We start from the raw sequence: 25,235 nt of genomic DNA on the forward strand, positions 1-25,235 counted from the left end.
CGGCAAACGATGCTCCCGGATTTTTTGGATCCGGGAGAAATGTTCCGACCTAGCTGGATATAGCTTCTGGAATGACCGATCCGGTGTTCTTCGCGCCATCACGCCGGTATACGGCGGCCGAAGTCGCGAATCTGACCGGCTCGGTGCTTGTCGATTCCGGCCACTCCGACGTTTCGATCGAGGCGCTGGCCCCGGCCAACGAAGGCGGTGCCAATGCACTCGTTTTCGTCGACGGCAGGCGTAATTCCGCGCTGATGCCGTCACTGCGGGCGGCTGCGGTGCTGTGCCCGGCGGAATTCGCCAACAAGGCACCGGCCGAAATTGCCGTTTTGATCCATCCGCGTCCGCAACAGGCATTCGCGCTGGTCGGTCGACTGCTGTTTCCCGCAGCCGCCACGCCTGGGCCAATGACTGGCGAAACCGGTGTTTCGCCGCATGCCCATGTCGATCCGACCGCGCATGTCGAAGCCGGCGCCATCATCGAGGCCGGCGTGGTCATCGGGCCAGGCGTCTCGATCGGCAGCGGCACCGTCATCGCGCCAAACGCGGTCATTGGACAGTTCTGCCAGATCGGTCGTGACGGCTATGTCGGCCCGGGTGTCAGTATCCAGTATGCGCTGATCGGCAATCGGGTCATCATCCATGGCGGCGCCAGGATCGGCCAGGACGGTTTCGGCTTTGTGGGCGGCGCCAAAGGGCCGGAACGTGTTCCTCAGATCGGACGGGTCGTCATCCAGGACGATGTCGAGATCGGCTCGAATTCCACCGTCGATCGCGGCGCCATGTCGGATACGATCATCGGTCAGGGCACCAAGATCGACAACCTCGTGCAGATCGCCCATAACGTTCGCATCGGTCGCAATTGCATAGTAGCCGGGCTTTCGGGTATTTCCGGTTCCGTGGTCGTCGGCGACAATGTCACCATGGGCGGCGGTGTCGGGCTTGCCGATCACTTGACCATAGGCTCAGGAGCAAAGCTTGCCGCCAGAAGTGGGTTTATGAGCAATGTTCCCGCCGGCGAGATCTGGGGCGGTTATCCGGCACAGCCGATGGCGGAAGCCATGCGAGAGATAGCCATGTTGCGCACGATGGCCAGGGCACGCAAGCAGGGCAAGGACAATGGCTGATATGGTGGCGGCGGCGACGCTGGAAGCGGTTGACATAATGGGGCTGATGAAGCTCCTGCCGCACCGCTATCCCTTCCTGATGATCGACCGCATCGTCGATATCGATGGTGACGATTCCGCCGTCGGCATCAAGAACGTCACCATCAATGAGCCGCATTTTCAGGGGCATTTCCCGGAGCAGCCGGTGATGCCGGGCGTGCTGATCGTCGAGGCCATGGCGCAGACGGCAGGCGCCATCTGCATCCGCAGCCTTGGGGCATCGAAGCCGTCGCTGGTCTATTTCCTGACCATCGACAACGCCAAATTCCGCAAGCCGGTCGTTCCCGGCGACCAGTTGAAGATTCACGTCAAGAAAATCAAGAAGCGCGGCAACCTGCTCAAATTCGCCTGCGAAGCCCTGGTCGATGGCACCAAGGCGGCCGAGGCCGAGATTTCAGCCATGATGGTCACCGGCGACTGACGATCGAGTGCCTATGAAAATCAAGACTTCAATCCATCCTTCCTCCATCGTGGAAGAAGGCGCTCAAATCGGGCAGGGCGTGCGTATAGGGCCGTTCTGCCATATCAGCGCCGATGCCGTGATCGGCGATGGTGTCGAACTGGTCAGCCATGTCTCCGTCATGGGCGCGACCACCATAGGAGCCTCGACCAAGGTCTATCCGATGGCGACATTGGGCGCACCGCCGCAGAACACCAAGCACAAAGGCGGCCGCACGACGCTGGTCATTGGCGCCAACTGCACCATCCGCGAAGGTGTCACCATGCATGTCGGCACCGACACCAGCCGTGGCGAGACGACAGTGGGTGATAACGGCAATTTCCTTGCCTATGCCCACATCGCCCATGATTGCGTTGTCGGCAAGAACGCCACCTTCGCCAATGGCGCGACGTTGGGCGGACACTGCGAGATCGGTGACAACGTGTATATCGGCGGCCTCAGCGCCGTTCATCAATTCGTGCGTGTCGGCGACAACGCCTTTCTCGGCGGATGCTCGGCCTTTGTTGGCGATGTCATTCCCTATGCCATTGCCGTCGGCAACCGCGCCAGCTTGCGCGGCTTGAACATCATCGGCCTCAAGCGCGCCGGTCTGCCGCGTTCGGAAATCTATCTGTTGCGCAAAGCCTACAGGACGATTTTCGACCGCTCCCGCACCGTCGGCGAAAACATCGAATTCGCCAAGGCCGAGTTCGCCTCTTCGCCGACCGCCATGAAGATCATCGACTTCATCAGCAGTCGCGGCAAGCGGCACTATGCGGTGCCGTCGCTCAAGGGCGGCGATGGCGACGATACCGATGATGAAGACTGAGACCGCTTCTGCCGGTCTTGATCTCCCGCCAGATGCCAGGGTCGGCATCATCGCCGGCGGCGGCAGTCTTCCCGTCGAAGTCGCGGCCGGCTCGGCCGGGCAGGGTTATCCGCCCTTCATCATCCTCATGGAAGGCGAGGCCGACCGTCTGTCGGAATTGTGCCGCTATGAGCATGAGACGCTTGCCCTGGAGGCGATCGGCTCGCTTGTTCCACTGCTCAAACGCCACCGGATTACCCATCTGGTGCTTGCCGGCGAGATCAAGCGCCGGCCAAGGCTGACGCATCTGCGCCCAAGCGTCAGCCTGCTCGCTGTGATCCCGATAGTCGTCATGGCTCTGGCGCGCGGCGACGATGGCCTGTTGAAGGTGGTGGCGCGGGGTCTCGAGGCCCGAGGGATAAAGGTCATGGGCGCCCACGAAATCGTGCCGAACCTGGTCGCCGCCGAAGGGATCTTAACCAAGGCGGTACCGCAGAAGTCGGACTGGCGCGACATAGAGGCAGGCTTTGCGGCGGCGAAGGCCATCGGGGCGCTGGATATCGGCCAGGCGGCTATCGCGGTCGGCGGCCGGGCCATTGCGCTCGAGGGTATCGAGGGCACGGCCGGATTGCTCGACCGTACAAGGCTGCTGCGCGGCCATGGCCGCATCGCCGGCAAGACGCGCGGCGTCCTGGTCAAATGCGCCAAGCCCGGTCAGGAACTGCGCGCTGATCTTCCATCCATAGGACCACAGACGGTCGATGCAGCTCATGCGGCGGGGCTCGCCGGCATTGCCGTCGAGGCGGGGCGCTCGCTGATCCTCGAAGGTCCCGCAACCCTGTCGCGCGCCAATGAACTTGGTCTGTTTATCGTCGGCCTGGCCCTAGCGGAGCCCGCGCATGGTTGACAGGGCACTGAAGATCGCGATCGTTGCGGGTGAGGAATCGGGCGATTTGCTTGGCGCCGATATTGTGCGTTCGCTTCGCCAGGCAACAGGCCGCGAAGTGCAACTCGTCGGCCTTGGCGGCCGACATCTCGGAGAATTGGGCCTGGTGTCGCCCTTCGATGCCGGCGAGATCGCGCTGATGGGTTTCAGTGCCGTCCTGCGTGATCTGCCGCGCCTTTTCAGACGGATCGGCCAACTGGCCAAAACCATCGGCGAGGAAAAGCCGGATTGCCTGGTCACCATCGACAGCCCCGACTTTTCCTTGCGCGTCGCCAGGAAGGTGCGTGCGGCCAATCCGTCGATACCGATCATCCACTATGTCTGCCCGAGCGTCTGGGCCTGGCGGCCGGGCAGGGCGGTGGCGATGAAGCCCTATGTCGACCATATCCTCTGCATCCTGCCGTTCGAGGTGAAGGAACTGGAACGGCTGGGCGGCCCGCCTGGAACCTATGTCGGGCATCGCCTGACGCATGATGCAGGCGTGCTCGCCGCCCAGAAGGCGCAGGCGTTGCCGCGCGATCTTGCCCAGGACCGCATCAAGACATTGCTCGTCCTGCCGGGCTCGCGGCGCGGCGAGGTGCGGCGGCTGGTCGATACGTTCGGTGAAACTGTGTCTATGCTGCGCGCGCGCGGACATCGTCTGCGGCTGTTGCTGCCGACGGTTCCGCATGTCGCCGACCTCGTCAAATCCTCGGTCAATCGTTGGGATGAAGAACCCGAAATCATCGTCGATCTCGGGCGCAAATGGCAGGCTTTCGGCAAGGCTGATGCCGCGCTGATCGCGTCGGGCACCGTATCGCTGGAACTGGCTTTGGCCGGTGTGCCGATGGTCTCGTCCTACAGGCTCGATCCCATCGCCCGCGCCGTGGCGCCTTATTTCGTTTCCGTCTGGTCGGCGCTTCTGCCCAATTTGATCGCGGATCGTGCGCTTATTCCGGAGTTCTACAACGAGTACGTCAAGGCGAACAATCTGGCTCGCCAACTGGAAGCATTGTTCGCCGACAGCGGCATGCGCGCCTGGCAGAAGGACGGCTTTGCAGAGATCACCAGGCGCATGGCGACGGACAAGCCGTCGGGTGAGATCGCGGCGGGCGTCGTGTTGCGTCATATAAAAAAGGCGCCCTGAGAGGCGCCTTTTTCGATCCAAGCCGTTTCGGTCAGCGCTTGGCGATCGGCACGTAGTCGCGCTCCGGCGCTCCGGTGTAGAGCTGGCGCGGGCGGCCGATCTTCTGGCGCGGGTCCTCGATCATTTCCTTCCACTGCGCGATCCAGCCGACGGTGCGGGCGACCGCGAACAGCACGGTGAACATGGTGGTGGGGAAGCCCAGCGCCTTCAGCGTGATGCCGGAATAGAAGTCGACATTCGGATAGAGCTTCTTCTCGATGAAATAGGGATCGGTCAGCGCGATCTTTTCCAGTTCCATGGCGATGTCGAGCAGCGGATCGTCCTTGATGCCGAGTTCGCCCAGCACTTCGTGCGCCGTCTTCTGCATGATTTTCGCACGCGGATCGTAGTTCTTGTAGACGCGGTGGCCAAAGCCCATCAGCCGGAACGGGTCGTTCTTGTCCTTGGCGCGGGCGATGAATTCCGGGATGTGATCGACATGGCCGATCTCGCCCAGCATGTTGAGCGCCGCTTCATTGGCGCCGCCATGGGCCGGGCCCCATAGGCAAGCGATGCCGGCGGCGATGCAGGCGAATGGGTTGGCGCCCGACGAGCCGGCGAGGCGAACCGTCGAGGTCGAGGCATTCTGCTCGTGATCGGCGTGCAGGATGAAGATGCGCTCCATGGCGCGCGCCAGCACCGGGTTGATCTTGTACTCTTCGCACGGCACGGCAAAGCACATATGCAGGAAGTTTGCCGCGAAACCGAGATCGTTCTTCGGGTAAATAAAGGGCTGGCCGATGTGGTACTTGTAGGCCATTGCCGCGATCGTCGGCATCTTGGCGATCAGCCGCATGGAAGCGACCATGCGCTGGTAGGGATCGGAGATGTCGGTGGAGTCGTGATAGAAGGCCGACAGCGCGCCGACCACGCCGCACATCACCGCCATCGGGTGCGCGTCGCGGCGGAAGCCGGTGAAGAAGCGCGACATCTGCTCGTGCACCATTGTGTGGCGCGTCACACGGTAATCGAAATCGTCCTTCTGCGCCTTGGTCGGCAGTTCGCCGTAGAGCAGGAGATAGCAGACTTCGAGGAAGTCGCCGTGTTCGGCCAGCTGGTCGATCGGATAGCCACGATGGAGAAGAATACCGGCATCGCCGTCGATGAAGGTGATCTCGGACTCGCAACTCGCGGTCGAGGTGAAGCCGGGATCGTAGGTGAAGGCACCGGTCGTGCTGTAGAGCGAGGCGATGTCGATGACATCAGGCCCGACGGAGCCGCTTCGCACCTTGAATTCATGGGTCTTGCCGGCGAATTCAAGCGTTGCGATAGCCTCTTGGTTCGCGCCGCCCACATCCAGTTTTTTCGCAGCTTCGGTCATTGCAAACTCCTTCTTGTTTCCTCATGCCGGCAAAGGCAAATTCTGCAGAGCGACACGTCGAAATCACCGCAATGCGCGTATTCGCCACCGCATTTTAGGAGGTGCGTGCCAGATTGGGCCAGAACCTAATGTTGCACTGCGAAACGCGCCTTTCAATGCCAATCTTCTTGGGCCAGTTTGCTCCTAATCGATTTGATCCGCTATGCGCGCCAGGCTTTCCTCGCGCCCAAGCACGGCAAGCACGTCGAACACGCCCGGCGAGGTGCTTTTCCCGGTCAGCGCGGCCCGCAGGGGCTGGGCCACGGCGCCCAGCTTATGGCCACCGGCCAGCGCATAGTCGCGGATCGCGGCTTCCGCCGCGGCAGCCGTCCAGTCGTCCGAAACCGCGTTCAAAGCTTCGTGAGCGCCACGCAGGATCTTGCGGGCATCGTCATTGAGCAGGAGCGCGGCCTTGTCGTCGACCGACAGCGGCCGCGTGGCAAACAGGAAGGCGGCGCCGTCGACGAGCTCGACCAGCGTCTTGGCGCGCTCCTTCAGGCCTGGAAGGGCCGCCAGCAACTGGGCCTTGTTCCTGTCGTTGAGACGCGCGGCTATCGCCGGGCCACCTTCGAGATAGGGCAGAGTGGCGATGAAGATATCGAACAGCTCGGGGTCGGCCATGCGGCGCATATGCGCGCCGTTGATCGCCTCCAGCTTGGCGAAGTCGAAGCGGGCCGCTCCCTTGTTGACGTCGCCGATGTCGAACCATGAGATCATGTCCTTGATCGACATGATCTCGTCGTCGCCATGGCTCCAGCCCAGCCGCGCCAAGTAATTGAGCAGCGCCTCCGGCAGGTAGCCCATGGCGCGATAGGCTTCGACGCCGAGTGCGCCGTGGCGCTTCGACAGCTTGGAGCCGTCGGCGCCATGGATCAGCGGGATGTGCGACATCGACGGCACATCCCAGCCCATGGCGTTGTAGATCACGGTCTGGCGGGCGGCGTTGGTCAGATGGTCGTCGCCACGAATGATGTGGGTGACGTCCATGTCATGGTCGTCGACGACGACGGCATGCATGTAGGTCGGGTTGCCGTCCGAGCGCAGGATGATGAAGTCGTCGAGATCCTTGTTGGGGAAGCGCACCTCGCCCTGGACGCGGTCGTGCACGACCGTCTCGCCCTCGGTTGGCGCCTTGATGCGGATGGCGCCCTTGACGCCTGCAGGCGCCTCAGAGGGGTCGCGATCGCGCCACTGGCCGTTATAGCGCGGCGGCAGGCCCTTGGCACGCGCGGCCTCACGCATCGCCTCCAGCTCGGCCGGCGTCTCGTAGCTGTGGTAGGCCTTGCCCAGACGCACGAGTTCCTCCGCCACCTCGCGATGGCGCGGCGCACGCTCAAACTGCGAGATGGCCTCGCCGTCCCAGGAAAGCCCAAGCCAGGTCAGCCCGTCCAGAATGGCTTGGGTAGCCGCCTCGTTGAAGCGTTCGCGGTCGGTATCCTCGATGCGCAGTACCATCGTGCCGCCGGTGTGCTTGGCGTACAGCCAGTTGAACAGCGCCGTGCGCGCGCCACCGATATGCAGATAGCCGGTGGGCGAGGGGGCAAAACGGGTGACGACCTTGTCGGACATGGAACTCTCGGAAACCATCTGAAGCGGGGTGCGGCTGCGCGGACTTTCGCGCGCCCGGCGTTCATGTAGCATAGGGCGTCAGGGGTGCAAGGGGCAGACCCGATGGCTGGACGAGGCCGGGGCTCGGAACAGGGCGAGGACGCCAGTGTTGGCGTCAGCGAACGGTCCCTGTTTGCGATTCCGCCGCCAACCTCACTGCCGCCATCACCTCTCGTGCCTGCGCCCGGCAGCCAGCCGCTGCAGGCGGATATCCCAGCGCCACTTCCGTCCCCTGTCTCGGGCCGGATTGTGCGCGTCCGGCGGCAACTCGGCCAGGTTTCCTTACCTCGCCTGCGCCGCGGTGTGGCGACGGCAGCGGAGCTCGAGCTTGACCGAGGCGTCGCCTTCCTGCTGGTGCCGGTCTGCCTGGCCACTGGCGCGATCGGCTACTATTCGCTGGCGGCGGAGCCTGATTTTGCAAAGCCTGTCGCGGTCGTCATGCTGTTGGCAATCTGCGCGCTTGTTTCGCGCTCCTGGCCGAAAACCCATCTGGGCTTCATGGCGGCATTGCTGTGCGCGCTTGGCCTGCTTGCCGCAAAGGTCGAGACATGGCGGGCGGACACCCAGATGCTGGGTTCGGAAATCTCGACGCAGGTGACCGGCCGCGTCGTTTCGCTCGACCGGATGGAGACTGGGCGCATCCGGCTGACCATCGACGTGACGTCGACCGCGCGACCGACATTGCGCTATGCGCCGGAAAGGGTGCGGCTTTCGGCGCGAAATATTCCGGCGGAAATGACTGCTGGCTCCCTTGTCACCGGCTATGCCAAACTGTTGCCGCCGACCGGTCCGGTGCGGCCGGACAGCTACGATTTCTCCTTCGACAGCTATTTCGCAGGCATTGGCGGCAGCGGCTTCTTTCTCGGCAATCCAAAGCTTGTCGCAGCCGATGATGGTGAGATGCCGCTCACGGTCCGCCTTTTCTCCGGGATAGAAAATGCCCGTGAAGCCATAGCCGACCATATCCGGGCCACCGTCGGTGGTGCTGAAGGCGAGATCGCGGCTGCACTGATTGTCGGCGTGCGTGCCGGCATTCCCGATGAAATCAATGAGGCGATGCGGCGTACCGGCATCTATCACATCATCTCGATTTCCGGACTGCATATGGCGCTGGTTGCCGGCACCATCATGGGTTTGCTGCGCGGCGCTTTCGCGCTGTTGCCGGATTTTTCCGCGCGTCGGCCGGTGAAGAAATACGCGGCCGCCGCGGCCCTGTTCTCGATCGCCGCCTATCTCGTCATTTCGGGTGTCGTCGTCGCCGCCGAACGCAGCTTCATCATGCTGGCGGTGATGCTGATTGCCGTGCTGTTTGATCGCGCGGCGCTGACGATGCGCAATTTGGCGATCTCGGCGATCGCCGTCATCGTGGTCTCGCCGCACGAAGTCGTCGGCCCAAGCTTCCAGATGTCGTTCGCGGCGACCGCGGCGCTGGTCGGTGCCTATGCCGGCTGGGCGGATCACCACGCGGGAAAGGTAAGACCGCCTCCTCCAAAGCGATCCTTGCCCGGATTCCTGACGCGAAAATTCCTGCTGGCGACGGGCGGATTGGCGATGACCTCCGTCATAGCCGGCAGCGCCACGGCGCTGTTTGCCATCTGGCATTTCCAGCGTGTGTCGCCGCTCAGCCTGTTCGCCAATCTGGCTGTCATGCCGATCGTGTCAGTCGTGATGTTCCTGGCCGTTGCCAGCGCGTTGCTGATGCCGTTCGGATTGGATGCGCCGACGCTTTACCTGATGGGCAAAGGTCTGACGGCGATGATCGCCATATCCGCGTGGATATCGGAACGCTCCCCGGTCGATGCGGTCGGGCTGATCTCGCAGCAATCCGTACTGCTGGTGACCATCGCCCTGGTCATCGCCACGATGGCGACGACCTGGCTGCGGCTCGCAGCAGTGCCATTCGCGCTTGCCGGCCTGCTGACGGTGGCGGATACGCGCACGCCGGATGTGCTGATCTCGGAAGATGCGCGGCTGGTCGCGCTGCCGATCGGCGGCGGCGAACTCGCGGTCAGCCGGGCTCGTCCGAACGAGTTCACCGTCGACAATTGGAAACGCGCGCTGACATCCGAAACCATCGTCGTGCCGGAGATGTTCAGCAAGGCGGATGGGCAATTCGACATTGCCGATGCGGTCAACCTGCCGCCGGGAGCGCCATTCTATTGCACGGATGGCGTCTGTCTTGCCCGGCACCCGTCCGGCGCGATCATCGCGCATGTCGAAGACCGCAAGGACACCTGGAAGGCCTGCGGTTTTGCCGATCTGATCGTCGTCAATGACGCGACGGGCTATGATGCCTGCCACAATCCGCTGGTTCTTGTCGTCACCAAACGGCAACTGGCCCGCAAAGGCAGTGCCGCCGTCTTCTTTGACCGCCAATCGGCGACCGGTCCGCCAATTGTCAGCTTCGCGGTGGACGGGCCGTATCGGCCCTGGCACGCACAGCGAAAATATTCACGTGAGGCGAGGGGGCTGCCGCCATGGCGCAAACCCGAAGAGCCGGCTGCCGTTCCCGCTCAGTAGCGCCGGATCAGCCCGACCAGCTTGCCTTGCACCTTGACCCTGTCCGGCCCGAAAATGCGCGTCTCGTAGGCCGGGTTGGCGGCTTCAAGCGCAATCGAGGCGCCCTTGCGGCGGAACCGCTTCAATGTCGCTTCCTCTTCGTCGACCAGCGCTACGACGATCTCGCCCGGGCTCGCCGTATCGGCGTTGCGGATAATGACCGTGTCGCCATCGAAGATGCCAGCCTCGATCATCGAGTCGCCCTTGACCTCCAGCGCATAGTGCTCGCCACCCGTGATCATGTCCGGCGGCACCGAGATGGAATGCGTCTGATGCTGGATGGCATCGATCGGCACACCGGCGGCGATGCGGCCCATCACCGGGATCGACACGGCGGAAACCGCGTCGTCATCATTGCCGGCCGCGGGCAAGCGTGATGGCGCCGGCTTGATCTGGCGGCCAAGGCCGCCCTGACCGAGACTGCCCTGAATGACGCTTGGCGAGAATTTCTTTGCCGCGTTGAGGCCCGGCGCGATCGAATCCGGCAACCGCAGCACTTCCAGCGCTCGCGCCCGATTGGGCAGCCGGCGAATGAAGCCGCGTTCCTCCAGTGCCGTGATCAGGCGATGGATGCCTGACTTGGAGGCGAGATCGAGCGCTTCCTTCATCTCGTCGAAGGAAGGCGGAATGCCGCTTTCCTTCAGCCGTTCATGAATGAACATCAGCAGTTCATGTTGCTTGCGTGTCAGCATGGCGGCCCCCAAGGCATTGAACGAAGGGTGTGAACCAGAATCGAAAAACAAACCCAGAACAAACCCTATCTGTTCCAGTTGTGTTCTGCAACTGTTTAAAGTTTAGTGAATTCGTTAAGGCGTCTGAAATTATTTGGCCCGGCAACAGGCGGTGTTCGATGCCTGCCTGCCGTCGCGCGATGCGCTTGCCGGCTTTGAAATTGTTTTGGTTAATGGCCTGTGGCCCTATCCTGTCCCGAGGTCTGGCATCAGTAGCCGATAAAGCTCGATGAGAGGTTTTCTCCTTTCACCAATCCTTGGCCTGCCGTGAACGAAACGAAGCCAAAATGCCAACTTAGCCGCGAAATTGCCATGCCGGCTTTGGTCCGTGATCCCGTTGCGCTACCGCTTATTTATGCTGCCGTCGCCGGCATGGACATAGACATGCAGCGTATAGCCGATATGGGCGATCATCAGGGTTTTCGCGCGCTCGATGTTACGATCCAGTGCCGCCTCCATGAGCGCGGTGTGATGTTCGATTGCGACCGCCTGGCGCAACGCCTCCACGGCCTCCTCGTAACCATGCTGCAGGCCGGCCGCCGCCCGCAGCGTTGGCGCCAAGCCGAGAAAACGGTGATGGCGACGCAATTGATCCGCGATCGTGGAATGGAAGGTCAGCAGCCAGGGGGATGCTGCCGCACTGAGCAGTGCCGCGTGGAAAGCCTCGTGCTTTTCATCCCATTCGTCGACCACTTCGTCGGATGGATCGTCGACAGCGGTCTTGCAACGCGACAGCCGGTAATGGGCGGCGACGACCGCGTTTTCCCAATCGTGGCCACCTTTCTCGATCGATTCCTGAAGCAGTGGCAGTTCGACGACGCACCTGGCGCGCGACAGGTCTTCCAATTCGGTGCGCGAAACCGGAGCAACGGCAAAGCCGCGATTGCTGATGGAAGTCACCAGGCGCTCCGCCTCCAGTCGCGACAGCGCTTCGCGCAACGGCGTCCAGCCAATGCCATAACTGTTGCGCAACGCGCTGAGCTTGAGCGGCGCGCCGGGCCGCAGACGGGTCGTGAGGATATCGCGACGCAGCAGCCTGTAGGCCGCTTCCGTCTTCGAGAGTCCTTCGTCCAGCATCGTTGTCCCAGCCTTAGACTGCCACGCCAAAGATTATATATGAAAGCCTTCTATGGCGTAAATTATATATAATGTTTGACAGGGTCTGGCAGACTGCCCATGATCGGCCAGCCGATTTTCACCTGACGTGTTCATCTGGGCGCGCCTATACGCGAAGGACAATCGATCATGCGTGCACCGCTCGATCTCGCAGCAGTCGAAGCCATGGATGCTGCGGATCCGCTACGCGCCATGCGCGATCGGTTCATTCTGCCGGAAGGTGTGATCTATCTCGACGGCAATTCGCTGGGTGCTGCGGCCCCCGCCGTCTTCAACGAGCTGGAGAAGGCGGCGACGCAGGAGTGGGCGCAGGACCTCATCCGCGCCTGGAACACCGCCGGCTGGTTCGATATGCCGGTCGCGCTTGGCGACCAGCTTGGGCGGCTGATCGGCGCCGCTTCGGGCCAGACGGTGGTCTGCGACACGACCTCGATCAACATCTACAAGGTGCTGCATGCGGCCCTTGGCATGCGGCCGAACCGATCGGTCATCGTCGCCGAGGGCGACAGTTTCCCAACCGACCTCTACATGGCCGAAGGCGTGGCCTCGACGCGGCCGGGCACGGTGCTGCGGCTCGAAGGCGTCGATGCGCCCAACATTGAGGAACTGATCGATGAGCGCGTCGCGGTCATCCTGGTCAACCACGTCAATTACAAAACCGGACAATTGCGCGACATGGCCGCGCTGACGTGCAAGGCTCACCAGGTCGGCGCTCTGATCGTCTGGGATCTCTGCCACACCGCCGGCGCCTTGCCGGTCGAGCTCGATGCGGCGAATGCCGATTTCGCCATCGGCTGCACCTACAAATATCTCAATGGCGGTCCAGGCGCGCCGGCCTTCATCTATGCCGCGAAACGCCATCACGACGATGTCCACCAGCCGCTGAGCGGCTGGTGGGGCCATGCGCGGCCCTTCGCTTTTGAGCAAAGCTATACGGCCGGCAGCGGCATCCGCCGATTCCTGTGCGGCACGCAGCCAGTGCTGTCGATGCGGGCGCTGAAAGGGGCGCTGGATATCTGGGACGATGTCGACATGGCGGCGGTGCGCAAGAAGAGCATCGCGCTCACCGACCTGTTCATCCAGCTCGTCGAAGCCAGATGCGGCGCCTACGGCCTCGAACTCGAAGGTCCGCGCGACGGCAATGCGCGCGGCAGCCAGGTGTCGTTCCTCCATCCGCATGGCTACCAGGTGATGCGGGCCCTGATCGAGCGCGGCGTGATCGGCGACTTCCGCGCGCCGTCAACCATCCGCTTCGGCTTCACGCCGCTCTATGTCGGCTACAAGGACGTCTGGCAGGCGGTCGAGGTGCTTGAGGACATCCTGCGCAGCAGCACCTGGCAGGAAGCGCGTTTTGCGGTCAAGACGGCAGTGACATAAGACGTCAAAGCCGGGTCCGGACTGTCCACAATTCGGGAAACAGGACGACCTCGAGCATCTTCTTCAGGTACGACGCCCCTGATGTGCCGCCGGTGCCGCGCTTCAGGCCGATGATGCGCTCGACCGTGGTGACATGGTTGAAGCGCCAGCGGCGGAAATAGTCCTCGAAATCGACCAGCTTTTCGGCCAGCTCATAGAACATCCAGTAGCGCTGCGGGTCGCGGTAGACGGTCTGCCAGGCGACCAGGACTTCTTCATTTTCGGTGCGCGTCTCCCGCCAGTCCGTGCGCCTGGCATCGGCGCCGATGTCGAACCCGTTGCGCGCCAGAAGCAGCAGCGCTTCATCGTAGAGGGACGGCTGGGCCAGGATCGCCTCCAGCTTGCCGGTGAGGTCCGGCCGGTGCTTGTGCGGCCCGAGCATGGCAAGGTTGCGGTTGCCGGCCATGAACTCGATGGCGCGGTACTGCCAGGACTGGAAGCCCGAGGACTGGCCGAGCGCGTCGCGGAACTCGGTGTATTCGCTTGGGGTCATGGTGCGCAGCACGTCCCAGGCATTGTTCAACTGCTCGAAAATGCGGGCGACGCGCGACAGCATCTTGAAGCTCGGCTCAAGCCGGTCGGCACGGATGGAGCGGATCGCGGCACCGATTTCGTGCAGAGCGAGCTTCATCCAGAGTTCAGATGTCTGGTGCTGGATGATGAACAGCATCTCGTCATGCGCCGACGACAGCGGCGTCTGTGCCTCCAGCACTTTCTCCAGATGCAGATAGTCGCTGTAGGACATGCGCTCCTTGAACGACATCTGTGCGCCTTCGGACGCCGGATCGTAGGGCTCCCTCAATTGATTTTCTCCGTGCGCAGCCGGAAGCGCTGGATCTTGCCGGTCTGGGTCTTGGGCAAAGCGGCGATGAATTTGACCGAGCGCGGATATTTGTAGGGCGCGATCGTTGCCTTGACGTGGTCCTGCAGGCGCTTGACGGTCAACGCGTCCGGCGAGACGCCTTGCACAAGCACGACATGCGCCTCGACGATCTGGCCGCGTTCGCCATCCTCGGCACCGATGACAGCGCATTCGGCGACATCGGGATGCGACAGCAGCGCTGCCTCGACCTCGGGGCCGGCAATGTTGTAGCCGGCGCTGACGATCATGTCGTCAGAACGCGCGGCGAAATGGAAGAAGCCGTCCTCGTCCTGGCTAAACGTGTCGCCGGTCAGGTTCCAGCCGTCGCGCACATACTCCTTCTGCCTGTCGTCGGCCATGTAGCGGCAGCCGGTCGGGCCGCGCACCGCCAGCCGCCCGGTCTCGCCGCGCGGCACCTCGCGCATCGCGTCATCGACGATGCGCGCCTCATAGCCGCCCACCGGCTTGCCGGTCGACGCCGGCTTCCTGTCGTCAAAGCGGTTGGAGATGAAGATGTGCAGCATTTCGGTGGCGCCGATGCCGTCGAGGATAGGCTTGCCGGTCTTCTCAGTCCATTCTTCGAAAACTGGAGCGGGCAAGGTCTCGCCGGCCGAAACGGCAACGCGCAGCGACGACAAATCGGCACCTTCATCCATGGCCTTCAACATGGCGCGGTAGGCGGTCGGCGCGGTGAAGGAAATCGTCGCTTTGTAGGTCTCGATGATGTGGATCATGTTGGGCGGCGTCGCCTGTTCCAGCAACGTTGCCGCGGCACCGAAGCGCAGGGGAAAGATGGCGAGCCCGCCAAGGCCGAAGGTGAAGGCCAGCGGCGGCGAGCCGACGAAGATATCGTCCGGCGTCACCTGGAGGATTTCACGGGCATAGGCGTCGGCGATGATGAGGAGGTCACGGTGGAAATGCATGGTCGCCTTCGGCACGCCTGTCGTGCCCGAAGTGAAGCCGAGCAGGGCGACGTCGTCGCGGCCGGTGTTGACGGCGGTGAATGTGACCGGCTTGTCGAGCGCGATGCGGTCGAGCTCGGCGTCATGGTTGGCGGTGCCGTCAAAGCCGATCACCTGCTTCAGGAAGGCGCTGTCCTTGGCACAGGCGGTCATCTCGTCCATCAGCCTGGTGTCGCAGAGCGCGATGGTTATCTCCGCCTTGTCGACGATCTTGGTGAGTTCGCCGGCGCGCAGCATCGGCATGGTGTTGACGACGACGGCGCCGACCTTGGTGGCGGCCAGCCAGCAGGCGACCATTGCGGGGTTGTTGGCGGAGCGGATCAGCACCCGGTTGCCCGGCTTGACGCCGTAATTCTCGACCAGCGCGTGGGCCAGCCTGTTGGTCCAGTCGGACAGTTCCTTGTAGGTGCGGCGGCGGCCATTGCCGATCAGGGCGGTATGATCGCCGAGGCCTTTCTCGACCAGCCTGTCGGTCAATTCGACGCCGGCGTTGAGGCGTTCAGGGTAGTCGAAGCCGTCGAGCAGGAAGTCCGGCCATTGATCCGGCGGCGGCAGATGATCGCGCGTGAACGTGTCGATATGCGCTGAAGGCCCAAGCATGTCGCCGCCATCCCATTGCTGCCTGGTCAGATGCGCGAAGCACCTGTCCGAGGTGGTGGATATGAAGTTCCCGTCTTTTGGCGAGAGGCTTTGTGCAGCCAGCTGTTCGACGACGTCACCGGAAGGGATGAACATCCGCAGGTTTGGACAGCACAGCAGACCTCCCATTGTCGGCTGTTTCGTCAGGCAGGATCGCACCAGTTGAAATTTGTTTCAAGCCTAAAATGTTTTTGCCTGGGGTATTGAAGCATGGCATGGTGATGGCCGTCGCCAGTGTTGAAACGGATGCGCTTTGGGGGAGGGTGCCGATGCCAAGACATCGCATTGCCGATTGGAACAACGCCTATGCCAACGGCGCCAACATCGCCGGCAGCGACCGTTGGCCGGCCGCATGGACGGAGCCGGCGCAAGCCTTTCGTGACGCGCTGGCGGCAGAGGGCCGGGCACGGCTGGACATCGCCTATGGCGAGCGACCGCGCAATCGCTTCGATCTTTTCCTTCCCAAGGCCATGCCCAAGGGGCTCGTCGTGTTCATCCATGGCGGCTACTGGATGGAGTCCGACAAGAGCGACTGGTCGCACCTCGCCAAGGGCGCGGTCGGCAACGGCTTTGCCGTGGCGATGCCGTCCTACACGCTGTGCCCGGACATACGCATCGCAAGCATCGTCCGCGAAATCGGCGCGGCGATCGACAAGGCGGCGGCAATGGTCGAGGGACCGCTGATGCTGACCGGACATTCGGCCGGCGGACATCTCGCCAGCCGCATGGTGACCACGTCGACGCCGCTGGCCGCCGATGTGGCAAAGCGCATACGCCACGTCGTCTCGATTTCAGGCCTGCATGATCTGCGACCGCTCATGTTCACCGGGCACAATGCGGCACTGGCGATTGATGAGCCAGAAGCGCTGGCGGAAAGCCCGGCGCTGCTGCGCCCGATGGATGGCGTCCGCATCACCTGCTGGGCCGGTGGCGGCGAGCGCTCGGAGTTCCTGCGCCAGAATGCGTTGCTGGCCAACATCTGGACCGGCCTTGGCGCCACCACCAGCGCGATAGTCGAGCCCGACCGGCATCATTACGACATTGTCGATGGGCTTGCCGATCCGGCGCACGCGCTGACGCGGACCTTGATCTCGGAATAGCCGAGATCATTTTCTATAATTCTGCCAGCTAGTTATATGGCGTCACTTCAGCGCAGCATCAGCACGCTGCAAGTGTCGCCGGCGGCGGATGCGGGGGCATACGGTGCCCGCACGATCAGCCCGTTGGCGTCGGCCAGCATCCTCAGCATCGAGGAATCCTGGATGCTGAACGGCGTTGCAACCAGCCCGTCCTCGTCTTCCCTGACCACCGCCCGCACATAATCCTGGCGCAGATCATTGGCCGGCATTGCGGCGCCAAGCCGCGCCGGACGTATGTCCTGGCGATGATTGCGGCCGCCGAGCCTTGCCAGGAGCGGCTTCAGGAACAGTTGCGAGCAGACCAGGCTTGCCACCGGATTGCCGGGCAGGCCGATGCACCTGATATCGCCGAGGCGGCCGAACATCAGCGGCTTGCCGGGGCGCATGGCGATCTTCCAGAAGCCGAGCGTCATGCCTTCGCCGGTCAGCACGTCATGGATCAGGTCATGGTCGCCGACCGAGGCACCGCCAAGGGTAACGATGACATCCGCACCGGCCGCGACCGCTTTTTGCACCAGCGCTGCGATGGCGTCCTTGCGGTCGGCGGCAATGCCGAGATCGAGTGCGCGGGCGCCGACCGATTGCGCCGCCGCAGCAACGCCATAGGCATTGGACGAGATGATCTGGTCGGGCCCGAGTTCGCTGCCGGGCGGCAACAGCTCGTCGCCGGTGGCGATGATGGCGACCAGCGGCCGTTTGACGACGTTCACCCAGGGATGGTTGGCCGATGCCGTCAGCGAAAGCGCCGCCGGGTCGAGCAAGCGGCCGTTTTCCAACAGCACGTCGCCTTTGGAAAAGTCGAGGCCGACACGTCTGATGTTACGCCACTCCGCCGTCGGCTCGACCACTTCGATATCACCGCTTCCGAGATCCCGGACGTTTTCCTGGATGACGATGGTGTCGGCGCCGTCGGGCAGCGGCGCGCCGGTGAAGATGCGCACCGCCTGGCGCTTGCCGACGGAGCCGTCAAAACCGCGCCCTGCCGGCGCCATGCCGATCACCGAGAGTTTCGACGGCACCGAAGCAACATCGGCGGCGCGGACCGCGTAACCATCCATGGCCGAGGCGTTGAAGGGCGGCTGGGTGCGAAGTGCTGCGACCGGTTCCGCCAGCACACGATCGACAGCCTCGAACAGAGGGACGCTTTCGCCGGCCAGGGGTGCTGCACCATCCAGCAGGCGCTCAAGCGCCTCCGCCACCGGAACCAGCGCCATCAGGCATTGACCTTGTAGTCGCCGGACTTGCCACCGGTCTTTTCAACCAGGCGGATGCCGGAGATGACCATGGCGCGGTCCACGGCCTTGGCCATGTCGTAAATGGTCAGGCAGGCGACCGATGCTGCGGTCAGCGCCTCCATCTCGACGCCCGTCTTGCCGGTGACGCGGGCCAGTGCTGTGACCTTCAGGCCGGGCAGCGCATGATCAGGCTCGATGTCGACGGAAACCTTGGTCAGAAGCAGTGGATGGCAGAGCGGGATCAGCTCATGCGTCTTCTTCGCCGCCATGATGCCGGCGATGCGCGCGGTGCCGAGCACATCGCCCTTCTTGGCGTTGCCGGCGAGGATGGTCTTCAGCGTCTCGGGCTGCATCGAGACGAAACCCTCGGCGATCGCGGTGCGCGTCGTCTCTTCCTTGTCGCCGACATCGACCATGTTGGCCTCGCCCTGCGCGCCGAGATGGGTGAGGGCCGATGTCATCGTCAGACGGCCTCGGCCAGCGCCTTGCCCGTCAAAAGCAGGCGCGTGGCCGCGGTGACATCCTGTTGCCGCATCAGGCTCTCGCCGACGAGGAAGGTGCCGATGCCGGTCTTCTGCATCCTGAGGCAGTCGTTATGGGTGAAGATGCCGCTCTCGCTGACCAGCAGGCGGCCGCTCGGCACCATCGGCGCCAGCCGCTCCGAGGTTTTGAGGCTGGTTTCGAACGTTCTCAGATTGCGGTTGTTGATGCCGATCAGCTGCGACGACAGTTTTACAGCGCGCAGCGTCTCGGCCTCGTCATGCACCTCGATGACCGCATCCATGCCGAGTTCGAACGCGGTCGCCTCCAGTTCGCTCGCCAGGGCGTCATCGACGCTGGCCATGATGATCAGGATGGCATCAGCGCCCCAGGCGCGCGCCTCATAGACCTGGTAGGGATCGAACAGGAAATCCTTGCGCAGCGCGGGCAGGGCAACGGCTGCCCGTGCCTTGGTGAGAAACTCCGGCGCGCCCTGGAAGGACGGCGCATCTGTCAAGACTGAAAGGCAGGCGGCGCCGCCCTTTTCATAGGCCTGCGCCAGTGCCGGCGGATCGAAGTCAGCCCGGATCAGTCCTTTGGAGGGGCTCGCCTTCTTGATTTCGGCGATCAGGGCGAAGTTGCCCGATCTGCGCTTCGCCTCGAGTGCGGCGAGAAAGCCACGCGGTGCGTCGGCATCCTTCGCCCGCGCCTTGATCTCGGCCAGCGGCACGCGTGCCTTGGCCGCGGCGATCTCGTCGCGCTTGTAAGCCTCGATCTTGCGCAGAATGTCAGACACGGTTCACCCGTTCGAAATTTCGACCAAACGGTCGAGCACCTGCAGCGCCCGGCCGCTGTCGATGGCCTGGGCGGCGAGCGCGATGCCGTCGCCGAGTGTCGTCGCCTTGCCGGCAATCACCAGTCCGGCGCCGGCATTCATCAGCACGGTGTCGCGATAGGCGCCGGCAGCCCCGCCCAGCATATCGCGCAAGGCCTTGGCATTGTAGGCGGCGTCGCCGCCACGCAGCTCGTCCTTGGTATGGCGCTTCAGCCCAAATTCTTCCGGGGTCAGCGTGAAGCTGCGGATCTCGCCGCCGATCAGTTCCGCCACCTGCGTCTCGCCGGTGGTGGTGATTTCGTCATAGCCGTCGCCATGAACGACCCAAGCATGCTCGGTGCCCAGCGCCTTCAACGTCTCGGCGATCGGCAGGATCCATTCCGGCAGGAACACACCGACCATCTGCCGCTTTACGCCAGCCGGATTGGAGAGGGGGCCGAGCAGGTTGAAGATGGTGCGGGTGCCGAGCTCGACGCGGGTCGGGCCGACATGCTTCATTGCCGGATGGTGCGCGGGGGCGAACATGAAGCCGAGACCGGTCTCCCGGATGCAGCCGCCGATCGTTTCCGGTGAGATGTCAATCTTGAGTCCAAGGGCGATCAGGACATCTGCGGCACCGGTCAGCGAGGACAGGCCGCGATTGCCGTGCTTGGCCACCGGAACGCCGCTGCCGGCGATGACGAACGCCGATGCCGTGGAAATGTTGACGCTGTGGGAATTGTCGCCGCCCGTGCCAACGATATCGATCGCGCCGGCAGGCGCCTCGACGCGGAGCATCTTGGCCCGCATGGTGGCGACAGCGCCGGAAATCTCGCTCACCGTTTCACCGCGTACGCGCAGCGCCATCAGGAAGCCGCCGATCTGCCCAGGGGTCGCGTCGCCCGACATGATGATGTCGAAGGCCTCGCGCGCTTCCTCGAAGGAAAGCGCGGTGCCGGCCGCCACCTTGGCGATATGGGTTTTCAGGGCGCTCATCTTGTCGCGGCTTGGGCAACGGCGGCCTGGTCGATGCGGACGTCGTACTGCGTCTGCAACTGCGCCACCAATTGGTCGAGCAGATCGTCCGACATGCCGGAGGTGAAGGATTTCTGTGCGTCCTCCGGCACCGAACTGGCATCGGCCCCGGCGGGCTCGAACACTTCGGCGACCTTGAACAGGATCTGTCCGTCGCCGGTGGGCGAGGGGATCAAGCCGGTGCCGCCTTCGCCGACGCCGAACATAACGGCAGCGCCCTCCTTGCCGAAATCGGCATCGTCGGCTTCGCGCTTCAGGCCGCGCTTGGTCTGCTTCTCCAGCTTGAGCTCACTGGCGATGACGTCGAGCGTGGCGCCGGCCTTGAGCCGCTTGTCGAGCTCGCCGGCCTTGGCGGCGAGCCGCTTGGTGGTCTCCGCCGCCGTCCAGTCGGCGACAACTTTCTTGCGGACCTCGTCCAGCGTGCGGTCGCGCGCCGGCGTGATCGAAGCAACTTCGTAGAAGATGAAGCCGTTGTCGGCCGTGGTCAGGGCTTCGTTTTCGGTGTTGGGTTCGGCGTCGAAGACCGCCTTGATCAGTTCCGGCGATTCCGGCAGGTCCTTGACGATGGAGCCGTCCGGCCGGAGGCCACTGCGGTCGATGGCGTCGAGGGTGATGTCCTTCAGCTTCAGCTTGGCGGCCGCGTCGGCCAGCGAACTGCCGGAGGCCCGGGTGTCTTCGTAATTGTCGTGCACGTCCAGCAGGATGCGGCTTGCCTCACCGAGCGCCAGGTCCTTGCGGATCTGGTCGGACACTTCGGCGAGCGGCTTCACCACCTCGGGCTTGATCTCGGTGACGCGCAGCAGCACCGGGCCGAAGGTGCCCTGAACGACCTGGCTGACTTCATTGGCGTTGAGCGCGAAAGCGGTATCGGCAACCGCCTTGTCGGCGATCTTGTCCTTGGCCAGTGTGCCAAGCAGGGTGTCGGCCGGGGTCTTGCCTTCGGCGGTTACCAGCTTTTCGAAGGTGGCTCCGGCCTTGAGCGAATCGAGCGCGGCCTTGGCCGCATCCGGGGTCTTGAACACAAGCTGCTCGATGGTGCGCATTTCGGGCGTGGTGTAGCGCGCCTTGTTCTTGTTGTAGTCGTCGCTGACCTGTTGGTCGGTGACAGCTGTCGGGTCCATGATGTCCACCGGCTCGAGGCGGACATAGGAGAATTTGCGATATTCAGGTGCCGCGTAGGTTTTCTTGTTGGCCTCGAAATAGGCCTGAAGCGCGCTGTCGCTCGGTGCCTCGATCGGCTGGACGAGCGTCTTCGGCAAGACCAGATAGTCGACGGTGCGGTCCTCGCCGCGATAGAGCGCCACCGCCTTGAAGAAAGTGTCCGGCGCCTTGAGCCCGTCCGAGACCGCCTCGACGATCTGCTGGCGCACCGCCACCTGGGCACGGTTCTTGAGGTAGTCTTCGGGCCGCATGCCGAGGTCGCGAAGCCGAGATTCGAACACCCTGCGGTCGAACTGGCCGCCCGGGCCCTGGAAAGCGGGCTCCTGGCGCGTCAGTTCGGCCAGGCGATCCTTGGAGAAGCCGAGCCCCAGCTTGCGAGCCTGTTCGTCGAGAACGGCGCCGGAAACGAGTTGAGCCAGAACCTGATTGTCGATGCCGAGCGCCTTTGCCTGTTCGTGGGTGAGGCGCTGACCGAACTGCTGCGACATGACGGCAAGCTGGCGATCATAGGCGAGGCGATACTCGTTGATCGATACCTTGGTGCCACCTGCCGTTATCACCGAATCGTGGCCGGCAAAGCCGCCCATCAGCTTCCCGGAGATGCCCCAGGCGGCAAAACTGACCACCAGCAGCGAAAGCAATGTCTTCGCGACCCAGGTACCCGCCGCGCTTCTCAATATACCAAGCATCGTTACTTCCGATTTATGCGCATTTTCGCATGCGCCGAGTTTGAAACAAGCGCAATAGCGCCCTTCCGGCCCACTGTCGATTGCTTTGTGGCCTGATTTTGGTAGTGAGGGCCAGAGCTTGATATTGCCCGGAGAAGCAGACCATGACGCCAGGAATTCGCCCGCTTGTCGCCGGCAACTGGAAAATGAACGGCACCAGCGCCTCGCTGAACGAGCTCAGGATGATCGGCAACGGGTTCATGAGCGGGCTCGACGCGGAGACCGAGGCACTGGTCTGCGTTCCCGCGACGCTGCTTTCGCATGCCGCGGAGATTCTGTCGCGCACGCCGGTCCATGCAGGCGGTGAGGATTGCCACACCAAGGAAAGCGGCGCCTTCACCGGCTGCATCTCGGCCGAGATGCTGAAGGACGCCGGCGCGAGCCATGTCATTGTCGGCCATTCCGAATGCCGCGAACAACGCGGCGAGGACGATGCGACGGTCCAGGCCAAGGCCTCCGCCGCGTGGCGCGCCGGGCTTGTGGCCATCGTCTGCATCGGCGAGACGCAGCAGCAGCGCGAGGCCGGCGCCACGCTCGACGTGCTGGCGCGCCAGGTCGACGGTTCGGTGCCGCCGAGTGCCACGCCATCCAACACCGTCATTGCCTATGAGCCGGTATGGGCGATCGGCACCGGCCTGACCCCAACCGCCGCTGATGTGGCCGAAGCGCATGCGCATATCCGCGAAAAACTGTCGGAAAAGCTCGGCGCCGCCGCTGCCAGGATGCGCATCCTCTATGGCGGCTCGGTCAAGCCGTCCAATGCGGTGGAGCTGCTGGGCGTCAGGAATGTCGATGGCGCGCTGGTCGGCGGCGCCAGCCTGAAAGCGGCTGATTTCCTGGGTATCGCCGAAGCCTATCGCAGCATTTCAGGCTGATATTCACGACGATGGACGGGGCGCATCCCGTCCAAATTCGTTGCAAAGGGCGCGTTGCTTCCCATATTCCGGCCACGGGCTTGGAAATGCCGTGAAAGCATTGTATTGAGCCGCCTCCAATTCACCGGTCGTGTCCGCGGCCGGGCAAGGCCTTGCCAGGATAAACTATGCAAACCGTACTGATCGTCATCCATCTCATGGTCGTGCTCGCCCTCGTCGGCGTGGTGCTGCTGCAACGCTCAGAAGGCGGCGGCCTTGGCATTGGTGGCGGATCGGGTTTCATGACGGCGCGTGGCGCTGCAAATGCATTGACGCGGGCGACGGCGATCCTGGCGGCGGCTTTCTTTGTCACGTCGCTCACCTTGTCGATCATTGCCCGCTATGGCGAGAAGCCGATCGATATTCTCGACCGCGTTCCCGGAACGTCGGACGGCGCCGGCAAGGGCGTGCTCAACCAATTGCCCGGCACGACGACCCCGGCGCCCGCCGGCAGCACCACCCCGACACCGCCGTCGGGCAATGGCGCCGCGACGACGCCTGCACCAGCAGCTCCGGCCACCGCGCCGGCCTCTGGTTCGACCCCGCCGGCAAGCAACGGCACCACCAACACAGCGCCGGCGGCACCGCAGGTCCCGAACCAGTAAGCTCCATCTGGTCCAAACCGCGACCTGTGATCGTTTGAACACAGTCGCGGCAAATGCTGCGCGTTCACGAAGATTCGACGGGCAGCGGCGGGGTCTCGCGCTTGAGGCACCCGCGCTTATTCGACTATAGATTGCACGCGGCATTTTCGGTGTCCTTGGGGGACGCCGGGCGACGCCGTGGGCAACAAGCATTGAACGATCGGATCTTCGCCATGCAGCTTCGCAGCTTCATTTTCCTGGGACTTTGCGCCGTTATCGGCCTGAGTTCCCCGGCTCTCGCCGGCGTGCCGGCCAATTTGGCCGCCAATCAGTCGGTCGACAAAACCGACGCCATCCCCGTCGCAGCAGTGAAAAGCGATGCGGCGCAACTGAAGCTTCTCAAGAAGAAGAAAAACCCGACACCGGACGATCTCGCCCAGATCAAGAAGATCGAGGCCAAGATCGTCGCCGACAAGGAAGACGCCAAGGCCAAGGCGCTCGAAGCCAGGAAGCTGGCGATGCGTGAAGCGGCCAAGGCCAAGGCCGACGCGGAACGGCAGGCCTTCCTGGCCAAGAAGGGCCAGAGCGCTTCCGCAACAACCGAAGTGGCTGACGCAAAGCCGGCCAAGAAGACCACCAAGATCATTGAACCGCTGACGCCGGTGGCGCCGATTCAGTCGGCCGAACCGCTCCCGGCCGAGGCGATGAATGTCGCCCTGACCGGCAACAATAGCGAACTGCGCAGCGAGGTCGTCGGCCAGAATCAGCCAAGCGGCGGCCTGTTCGCCGGCCTGTTCGGTGGTACCTCGTCCGGGTCGTCGATCAGCTATCTGCCCGAGACGCGGGCTCTCGACCAGGCTCTCGCCAAGAAGGACTCCAAGAAGCCGTTCAAGGTGAAGCCTGAGTTTGTGCCGCAGGACGTGGAGTTCACCGGCTATGAGCCGGGCACCATCGTCATCGACACCAGCGCGCGCCGGCTCTATCTCGTCGAATCGTTTTCGACCGCGCGTCGCTACGCGATCGCGGTCGGTCGTGAAGGCCTGCAGTTCAAGGGCACGGTCGCGGTCGGCGACAAGCAGGAATGGCCGCGCTGGATCCCGACGCTCGACATGCAAAAGCGCGAGCCCAAGCATTACGGCCAGTACAAGGACGGCATGCCCGGAGGCGGCCAGAACCCGCTCGGCGCCCGCGCCATCTACCTCTATGACGGCAAGAAGGACACGCATCTGCGCATCCACGGGACCATCGCGCCGCAGTCGATCGGAACCAGCGCCTCCAATGGCTGCTTCCGCATGATCAACGAGCACGTCATGGATCTCTACAGCCGCGTCAAAGTCGGCACCAAGGTCGTCATCATCTGACGTTTCC

22 protein-coding genes are annotated in these 25,235 nt (G+C 63.4%); 11 read left to right on the top strand and 11 right to left on the bottom strand.

What is annotated here, in order from left to right; genetic code table 11:
* The first annotated feature begins 71 nt into the window (after positions 1-71).
* Genes lpxD through lpxB form a run of 5 tightly spaced genes read left to right on the top strand, consistent with a single transcriptional unit; the run spans position 72 to position 4,485 of the window.
* A complete protein-coding gene (lpxD, locus tag CKW40_RS12465; protein ID WP_095200162.1) occupies positions 72-1,127 on the top strand; it encodes a UDP-3-O-(3-hydroxymyristoyl)glucosamine N-acyltransferase in 1,056 nt (351 codons plus the stop codon).
* Positions 1,120-1,587, top strand: coding sequence for a 3-hydroxyacyl-ACP dehydratase FabZ (gene fabZ / locus CKW40_RS12470; RefSeq protein ID WP_095200163.1), 468 nt, complete (start codon positions 1,120-1,122; stop codon positions 1,585-1,587). Before lpxD ends, fabZ begins: the two co-directional genes overlap by 8 nt.
* 13 nt (positions 1,588-1,600) lie before the next feature.
* Positions 1,601-2,434: an acyl-ACP--UDP-N-acetylglucosamine O-acyltransferase gene (gene lpxA, locus CKW40_RS12475; protein WP_095200164.1), complete on the top strand. Its 834-nt coding sequence runs from the start codon at positions 1,601-1,603 to the stop codon at positions 2,432-2,434.
* Positions 2,406-3,320 (top strand): LpxI family protein, encoded by a 915-nt coding sequence (locus CKW40_RS12480; RefSeq protein WP_095200318.1) that lies wholly within the window; start codon positions 2,406-2,408, stop codon positions 3,318-3,320. Before lpxA ends, CKW40_RS12480 begins: the two co-directional genes overlap by 29 nt.
* On the top strand, positions 3,313-4,485 hold the full coding sequence (lpxB, locus tag CKW40_RS12485) for a lipid-A-disaccharide synthase (RefSeq protein ID WP_095200165.1): 1,173 nt from the start codon (positions 3,313-3,315) through the stop codon (positions 4,483-4,485). Before CKW40_RS12480 ends, lpxB begins: the two co-directional genes overlap by 8 nt.
* A gap of 31 nt (positions 4,486-4,516) precedes the next feature.
* Here the strand turns inward: lpxB and gltA are convergent, their stop codons facing one another.
* Positions 4,517-5,845, bottom strand: a complete 1,329-nt coding sequence (gltA, locus tag CKW40_RS12490) for a citrate synthase (protein WP_095200166.1) — start codon at positions 5,843-5,845, stop codon at positions 4,517-4,519.
* Between the two features lie 183 nt (positions 5,846-6,028).
* Positions 6,029-7,453: a glutamate--tRNA ligase gene (gene gltX / locus CKW40_RS12495; RefSeq protein WP_095200319.1), complete on the bottom strand. Its 1,425-nt coding sequence runs from the start codon at positions 7,451-7,453 to the stop codon at positions 6,029-6,031.
* Positions 7,454-7,555: 102 nt separating this feature from the next.
* Between gltX and CKW40_RS12500 the strand changes: the two genes are divergently transcribed.
* On the top strand, positions 7,556-10,012 hold the full coding sequence (locus CKW40_RS12500; RefSeq protein WP_095200167.1) for a ComEC/Rec2 family competence protein: 2,457 nt from the start codon (positions 7,556-7,558) through the stop codon (positions 10,010-10,012).
* Here CKW40_RS12500 and lexA read toward each other — a convergent pair.
* Both lexA and CKW40_RS12510 read right to left on the bottom strand, forming a co-directional pair.
* Positions 10,006-10,743, bottom strand: a complete 738-nt coding sequence (lexA, locus tag CKW40_RS12505; RefSeq protein WP_095200320.1) for a transcriptional repressor LexA — start codon at positions 10,741-10,743, stop codon at positions 10,006-10,008. The genes CKW40_RS12500 and lexA overlap by 7 nt on opposite strands.
* Before the next feature lie 381 nt (positions 10,744-11,124).
* On the bottom strand, positions 11,125-11,859 hold the full coding sequence (locus CKW40_RS12510) for a GntR family transcriptional regulator (RefSeq protein WP_095200168.1): 735 nt from the start codon (positions 11,857-11,859) through the stop codon (positions 11,125-11,127).
* Between the two features lie 168 nt (positions 11,860-12,027).
* On the opposite strand from CKW40_RS12510, the gene kynU reads away from it, so the two are divergent.
* The gene (gene kynU / locus CKW40_RS12515) at positions 12,028-13,275 is read left to right on the top strand and encodes a kynureninase (RefSeq protein WP_095200169.1); all 1,248 of its coding nucleotides are present in this window, start codon (positions 12,028-12,030) and stop codon (positions 13,273-13,275) included.
* 4 nt (positions 13,276-13,279) lie between these two features.
* Here kynU and kynA read toward each other — a convergent pair whose 3' ends face one another.
* Positions 13,280-14,116, bottom strand: a complete 837-nt coding sequence (gene kynA / locus CKW40_RS12520) for a tryptophan 2,3-dioxygenase (RefSeq protein ID WP_095200170.1) — start codon at positions 14,114-14,116, stop codon at positions 13,280-13,282.
* On the bottom strand, positions 14,113-15,738 hold the full coding sequence (locus CKW40_RS12525; protein WP_095200321.1) for an AMP-binding protein: 1,626 nt from the start codon (positions 15,736-15,738) through the stop codon (positions 14,113-14,115). The genes kynA and CKW40_RS12525 overlap by 4 nt, the downstream gene beginning before the upstream one ends.
* 308 nt (positions 15,739-16,046) lie before the next feature.
* On the opposite strand from CKW40_RS12525, the gene CKW40_RS12530 reads away from it, so the two are divergent.
* Positions 16,047-16,877 carry a hormone-sensitive lipase gene (locus tag CKW40_RS12530; protein WP_095200322.1) on the top strand — a complete coding sequence of 277 codons (831 nt, stop codon included), beginning with the start codon at positions 16,047-16,049 and terminating at the stop codon, positions 16,875-16,877.
* Between the two features lie 47 nt (positions 16,878-16,924).
* On the opposite strand, the gene CKW40_RS12535 is transcribed toward CKW40_RS12530, so the two are convergent.
* Genes CKW40_RS12535 through CKW40_RS12555 form a run of 5 tightly spaced genes read right to left on the bottom strand, consistent with a single transcriptional unit; the run spans position 16,925 to position 22,330 of the window.
* Entirely contained in the window at positions 16,925-18,130 is a 1,206-nt protein-coding gene (locus CKW40_RS12535; protein ID WP_095200171.1) for a molybdopterin molybdotransferase MoeA, read from the bottom strand.
* Positions 18,130-18,612 carry a cyclic pyranopterin monophosphate synthase MoaC gene (gene moaC / locus CKW40_RS12540; protein ID WP_095200172.1) on the bottom strand — a complete coding sequence of 161 codons (483 nt, stop codon included), beginning with the start codon at positions 18,610-18,612 and terminating at the stop codon, positions 18,130-18,132. The genes CKW40_RS12535 and moaC overlap by 1 nt, the downstream gene beginning before the upstream one ends.
* A 2-nt stretch (positions 18,613-18,614) precedes the next feature.
* Complete coding sequence (gene trpC, locus CKW40_RS12545; RefSeq protein ID WP_095200173.1) at positions 18,615-19,427, bottom strand: indole-3-glycerol phosphate synthase TrpC; 813 nt, start codon at positions 19,425-19,427, stop codon at positions 18,615-18,617.
* 3 nt (positions 19,428-19,430) lie between these two features.
* Entirely contained in the window at positions 19,431-20,441 is a 1,011-nt protein-coding gene (trpD, locus tag CKW40_RS12550) for an anthranilate phosphoribosyltransferase (RefSeq protein WP_095200174.1), read from the bottom strand.
* Positions 20,438-22,330, bottom strand: a complete 1,893-nt coding sequence (locus CKW40_RS12555) for a SurA N-terminal domain-containing protein (RefSeq protein WP_095200175.1) — start codon at positions 22,328-22,330, stop codon at positions 20,438-20,440. Before CKW40_RS12555 ends, trpD begins: the two co-directional genes overlap by 4 nt.
* Before the next feature lie 143 nt (positions 22,331-22,473).
* On the opposite strand from CKW40_RS12555, the gene tpiA reads away from it, so the two are divergent.
* The 3 genes from tpiA (at position 22,474) to CKW40_RS12570 (ending at position 25,228) form a co-directional block, all read left to right on the top strand.
* A complete protein-coding gene (gene tpiA / locus CKW40_RS12560; protein ID WP_095200176.1) occupies positions 22,474-23,244 on the top strand; it encodes a triose-phosphate isomerase in 771 nt (256 codons plus the stop codon).
* 167 nt (positions 23,245-23,411) lie between these two features.
* Entirely contained in the window at positions 23,412-23,888 is a 477-nt protein-coding gene (gene secG, locus CKW40_RS12565; RefSeq protein WP_095200177.1) for a preprotein translocase subunit SecG, read from the top strand.
* 212 nt (positions 23,889-24,100) lie between these two features.
* On the top strand, positions 24,101-25,228 hold the full coding sequence (locus tag CKW40_RS12570) for a L,D-transpeptidase (protein WP_095200323.1): 1,128 nt from the start codon (positions 24,101-24,103) through the stop codon (positions 25,226-25,228).
* Positions 25,229-25,235 lie beyond the last annotated feature (7 nt).

Source organism: Mesorhizobium carmichaelinearum (genome assembly GCF_900199455.1).
GTDB classification, from domain to species: Bacteria; Pseudomonadota; Alphaproteobacteria; order Rhizobiales; family Rhizobiaceae; genus Mesorhizobium; species Mesorhizobium carmichaelinearum.

What these genes read in the sequence shown, in the direction of transcription:
- lexA (WP_095200320.1), bottom strand. Translation starts at nt 10,743, where the DNA reads ATGCTGACACGCAAGCAACATGAACTGCTGATGTTCATTCATGAACGG.
- lpxA (WP_095200164.1), top strand. Translation starts at nt 1,601, where the DNA reads ATGAAAATCAAGACTTCAATCCATCCTTCCTCCATCGTGGAAGAAGGC.
- kynU (WP_095200169.1), top strand. Translation starts at nt 12,028, where the DNA reads ATGCGTGCACCGCTCGATCTCGCAGCAGTCGAAGCCATGGATGCTGCG.
- moaC (WP_095200172.1), bottom strand. Translation starts at nt 18,612, where the DNA reads ATGACATCGGCCCTCACCCATCTCGGCGCGCAGGGCGAGGCCAACATG.
- lpxB (WP_095200165.1), top strand. Translation starts at nt 3,313, where the DNA reads ATGGTTGACAGGGCACTGAAGATCGCGATCGTTGCGGGTGAGGAATCG.
- CKW40_RS12500 (WP_095200167.1), top strand. Translation starts at nt 7,556, where the DNA reads ATGGCTGGACGAGGCCGGGGCTCGGAACAGGGCGAGGACGCCAGTGTT.
- CKW40_RS12510 (WP_095200168.1), bottom strand. Translation starts at nt 11,859, where the DNA reads ATGCTGGACGAAGGACTCTCGAAGACGGAAGCGGCCTACAGGCTGCTG.
- CKW40_RS12480 (WP_095200318.1), top strand. Translation starts at nt 2,406, where the DNA reads ATGGCGACGATACCGATGATGAAGACTGAGACCGCTTCTGCCGGTCTT.
- trpD (WP_095200174.1), bottom strand. Translation starts at nt 20,441, where the DNA reads ATGAGCGCCCTGAAAACCCATATCGCCAAGGTGGCGGCCGGCACCGCG.
- secG (WP_095200177.1), top strand. Translation starts at nt 23,412, where the DNA reads ATGCAAACCGTACTGATCGTCATCCATCTCATGGTCGTGCTCGCCCTC.
- fabZ (WP_095200163.1), top strand. Translation starts at nt 1,120, where the DNA reads ATGGCTGATATGGTGGCGGCGGCGACGCTGGAAGCGGTTGACATAATG.
- gltX (WP_095200319.1), bottom strand. Translation starts at nt 7,453, where the DNA reads ATGTCCGACAAGGTCGTCACCCGTTTTGCCCCCTCGCCCACCGGCTAT.
- CKW40_RS12570 (WP_095200323.1), top strand. Translation starts at nt 24,101, where the DNA reads ATGCAGCTTCGCAGCTTCATTTTCCTGGGACTTTGCGCCGTTATCGGC.
- gltA (WP_095200166.1), bottom strand. Translation starts at nt 5,845, where the DNA reads ATGACCGAAGCTGCGAAAAAACTGGATGTGGGCGGCGCGAACCAAGAG.
- CKW40_RS12530 (WP_095200322.1), top strand. Translation starts at nt 16,047, where the DNA reads ATGCCAAGACATCGCATTGCCGATTGGAACAACGCCTATGCCAACGGC.
- CKW40_RS12555 (WP_095200175.1), bottom strand. Translation starts at nt 22,330, where the DNA reads ATGCTTGGTATATTGAGAAGCGCGGCGGGTACCTGGGTCGCGAAGACA.
- CKW40_RS12535 (WP_095200171.1), bottom strand. Translation starts at nt 18,130, where the DNA reads ATGGCGCTGGTTCCGGTGGCGGAGGCGCTTGAGCGCCTGCTGGATGGT.
- CKW40_RS12525 (WP_095200321.1), bottom strand. Translation starts at nt 15,738, where the DNA reads ATGCTTGGGCCTTCAGCGCATATCGACACGTTCACGCGCGATCATCTG.
- tpiA (WP_095200176.1), top strand. Translation starts at nt 22,474, where the DNA reads ATGACGCCAGGAATTCGCCCGCTTGTCGCCGGCAACTGGAAAATGAAC.
- lpxD (WP_095200162.1), top strand. Translation starts at nt 72, where the DNA reads ATGACCGATCCGGTGTTCTTCGCGCCATCACGCCGGTATACGGCGGCC.